Annotated in this window: 4 protein-coding genes; all 4 read left to right on the forward strand. The window is 70.9% G+C overall.

What is annotated here, in order from left to right:
• Window positions 1-85 precede the first annotated feature (85 nt).
• Window positions 86-673, forward strand: a complete 588-nt coding sequence (locus tag VF825_RS00315) for a hypothetical protein (protein WP_331108912.1) — start codon at window positions 86-88, stop codon at window positions 671-673.
• 281 nt (window positions 674-954) lie between these two features.
• Window positions 955-2,163, forward strand: coding sequence for a pyruvate dehydrogenase (acetyl-transferring) E1 component subunit alpha (gene pdhA / locus VF825_RS00320; RefSeq protein ID WP_414695726.1), 1,209 nt, complete (start codon window positions 955-957; stop codon window positions 2,161-2,163).
• A 2-nt stretch (window positions 2,164-2,165) separates the two neighbouring features.
• Entirely contained in the window at window positions 2,166-3,143 is a 978-nt protein-coding gene (locus VF825_RS00325) for an alpha-ketoacid dehydrogenase subunit beta (protein WP_331108914.1), read from the forward strand.
• An 18-nt stretch (window positions 3,144-3,161) separates the two neighbouring features.
• The coding region (locus VF825_RS00330) for a biotin/lipoyl-containing protein (protein WP_331108916.1) at window positions 3,162-3,519 on the forward strand (358 nt) is incomplete at its 3' end.

Raw genomic sequence — 3,519 nt, forward strand, 5'->3', positions numbered from 1 at the left:
TACGACTGAGGAGTGACTAGTCATGTCGGGGGATATCACCCGCACCCGCTCGACTCACAAGGGTCGTCATCGCCAGAGTTCGATCGTGACGAGCAAGCGATCCGGCAACCGGTTGACGCGCTCCGGCGCCCTGGGCGCCTCCGTCTGGGCCCCGACGGTCGGCTTCGCGACGCTGGGCATGGCCACGGTCGCGGCGATGACGATGGTCGCGCTGGACAACGGCAGCGACCCCAACGGCCACACCGAGGCGGCGGGCTCCTCGGCCAACCAGAAGCGTGACGTGACCGCGACGCCGGCCGACGTGCCCGCGGCCACGCAGGCCCGGCATGGGCAGCCGGCCAGGCTGCACACGAAGAACGTCAGCCTGGAGACGAAGGTCGCCGACGCCTCCTCGGCGCTCCAGGCGCGCACCGCCAGCGTCCGCGTCACCACGGCCACCGTGACCAGGACGGTCACGAAGTCGGTGCCCAAGGTCAACCCCGCGCCGGCGACCACAGGAGGGACCACGACCCCGAAGTCGGGCGGCGACAGCTCCGGCGGCAGCACCGGCGGCGGCTCCGATGCCCCCGCACCTGCGCCCGCACCCCAGCAGCAGCCCCTGGTCGGCGTGAACCTGCCCACGGGCACCGGGAGCTCGGTCGCCGTCGGTGGCCTGGTCCAGGTCGGCTTCTGACGCGCGACACCGCACGTGGGCGGGGCCGGTCCGGTCCGGCCGTGACCCCGGTCATGGCCCTCGGGCCGGCCCTTCGTGCATCGTCGGGTGTCCACAGTTTGGAACACCACGTCCCCATGCCGGTAGCGTGTGCACCGCTAGGCCTGTGAGCGCCGCCACATGCGTGCGTGACCGTCCCCCGCCGTGGACAGCAAGCTCGGGCGGAGACCCCGCCCACGTCCGCGGCCCAGAGCCGAGCCGGTCAGCCAACCGCTGCACCGGATCGCGAAGAAGGAGAGCCTGTGAGCGACATCGACGTCGCCTCGAGTGCGGGTGCCGAGGGCACCGAGCACATCGACGAAGCCGCCGTTGCGGCGCTGACCGCCCCTGTTCCCGAGACGATCGGTGACGGCGGACCCGAGCTGGTCCAGCTGCTCACCCCCGAAGGCGAGCGGGTCGACCACCCCGACTACTCGGCATACGTCGCCGACCTCGACGCGGACGACCTGCGCGGCTTCTACCGCGACCTGGTCCTCGTGCGCCGCGTCGACGCCGAGGCGACCGCGCTGCAACGCCAGGGCGAGCTGGGCATCTGGGCCAGCCTGCTCGGCCAGGAGGCGGCGCAGGTCGGCTCCGGCCGCGCCCTGCGACCACAGGACTATGCCTTCCCGACCTACCGCGAGCACGGCGTCGCGTGGTGCCGCGGGGTCAACCCGCTGAACCTGCTGGGCCTCTTCCGTGGCGTCAACCACGGCGGCTGGGACCCGGACGAGAAGAACTTCCACCTCTACACGATCGTCATCGGCGCGCAGACGCTGCACGCGACCGGCTACGCGATGGGCATCCAGCGCGATGGTGCCGTCGGCACCGGCGACGCCGACCGTGACGCGGCCGTCGTGGCCTACTTCGGCGACGGGGCGACCAGCCAGGGCGACGTCAACGAGGCGTTCGTCTACGCCGCGGTCAACAACGCGCCGGTGGTCTTCTTCTGCCAGAACAACCAGTGGGCCATCTCCGAGCCCAACGACCGCCAGACGCGTATCCCGCTCTACCAGCGGGCGCGCGGCTTCGGCTTCCCGGGCGTGCGGGTGGACGGCAACGACGTCCTCGCCGTCTACGCGGTCACCAAGGCGGCGATGGACGCGGCCCGCAGCGGCCAGGGCCCGATGCTCATCGAGGCGTTCACCTACCGCATGGGCGCACACACCACCTCGGACGACCCGACGAAGTACCGCGTCTCCGCCGAGGTCGAGGTCTGGAAGCACCGCGACCCGATCGCCCGCCTCAAGGCCTACCTGACCGCCCACGCGATGGCCGACACCGAGTTCTTCGACGCCGTCGACCGTGAGGCCGACGAGCTCGCGGCGACGGTCCGTGAGGGCTGCCTGACCATGCCCGACCCCGAGCCGCTGTCGATGTTCGACCACATCTACGTCGAGGAGCACCCCGTCGTCGAGGCCGAGCGCGCCGAGTTCGCGGCCTACCACGCCAGCTTCGAGGGAGGCCACTGAGCATGAGCACCCTGACCATCGCCAAGGGCATCAACACCGGCCTGCGCCGCTCCATGGAGCGCGACAACAAGGTCATCCTCATGGGTGAGGACATCGGCAAGCTCGGTGGCGTCTTCCGCGTCACCGACGGCCTGCAGAAGGACTTCGGCGAGGACCGTGTCATCGACACCCCGCTGGCCGAGTCCGGCATCATCGGCACCGCGGTCGGCCTGGCCCTGCGCGGCTACCGCCCGGTCTGCGAGATGCAGTTCGACGGCTTCGTCTACCCCGCCTTCGACCAGATCGTCAGCCAGGTCGCCAAGATGCGGGCCCGCTCGCTCGGCGCGGTCAAGCTGCCGATCGTCATCCGCATCCCGGTCGGCGGCGGCATCGGCGCCGTGGAGCACCACAGCGAGTCCAACGAGGCCTACTTCGCCCACACGGCCGGCCTGCGGGTCGTGGCCTGCGCCAACGCCGAGGATGCCTACTGGATGATCCAGCAGGCCATCGAGACCGACGACCCGGTCGTCTTCTACGAGCCCAAGCGCCGCTACTGGGACAAGGGCGAGGTTGACGAGGACGGTGCGCCCAAGCTCGGCCTGTATGACGCGCGCGTGGCTCGCGAGGGCGAGCACGTGACCCTCGCGACCTACGGCCCGATGGTGCGCGTCGCGCTGGAGGCGGCCCAGGCCGCCGCCGAGGAGGGCAAGAGCATCGAGGTCGTCGACCTGCGCTCCCTTTCCCCGCTGGACATGGACACCCTCGCGGCCTCGGTGGAGAAGACCGGTCGCCTGGTCGTCACCCACGAGGCCTCGACGTTCCTGGGCCTGGGTGCCGAGGTGGCCGCGGAGATCACGCAGCGCTGCTTCTACCACCTGGAGGCCCCGGTGCTGCGGGTCGGCGGCTACAACCTGCCCTACCCGCCGAGCAAGCTCGAGGAAGAGTTCCTGCCCGACCTGGACCGCGTGCTCGACGGCGTCGACCGCGCGCTCGCCTACTGAGACGGAGGAGACTCGCACATGTCAACGGTGAAGCGCTTCAACCTCCCCGACCCCGGTGAGGGCCTGACCGAGGCCGAGATCGTCACCTGGAAGGTCAAGGCGGGCGACACGGTCAAGGTCAACGACATCATCGTCGAGATCGAGACCGCCAAGTCGCTGGTCGAGCTGCCGGTGCCGTTCGCCGGCACCGTCAGTGAGCTGCTCGTCAGCGAGGGCGACACGGTGGAGGTCGGCACGCCGATCATCGCCGTCGAGACCGGTCAGGGCGGCGCGGCGCCGGTGCAGGACGCGCCGGCCGCCGGTGCGGTCGAGCCCGGCCTGGAGGGCAGCCCCGCCCCGAAGCTCGCGGCCGCGGCCGCAGCGGCGGAGGAACAGA

Source organism: Oryzihumus sp. (assembly GCF_036391795.1).
Lineage (GTDB): Bacteria > Actinomycetota > Actinomycetes > Actinomycetales > Dermatophilaceae > Oryzihumus.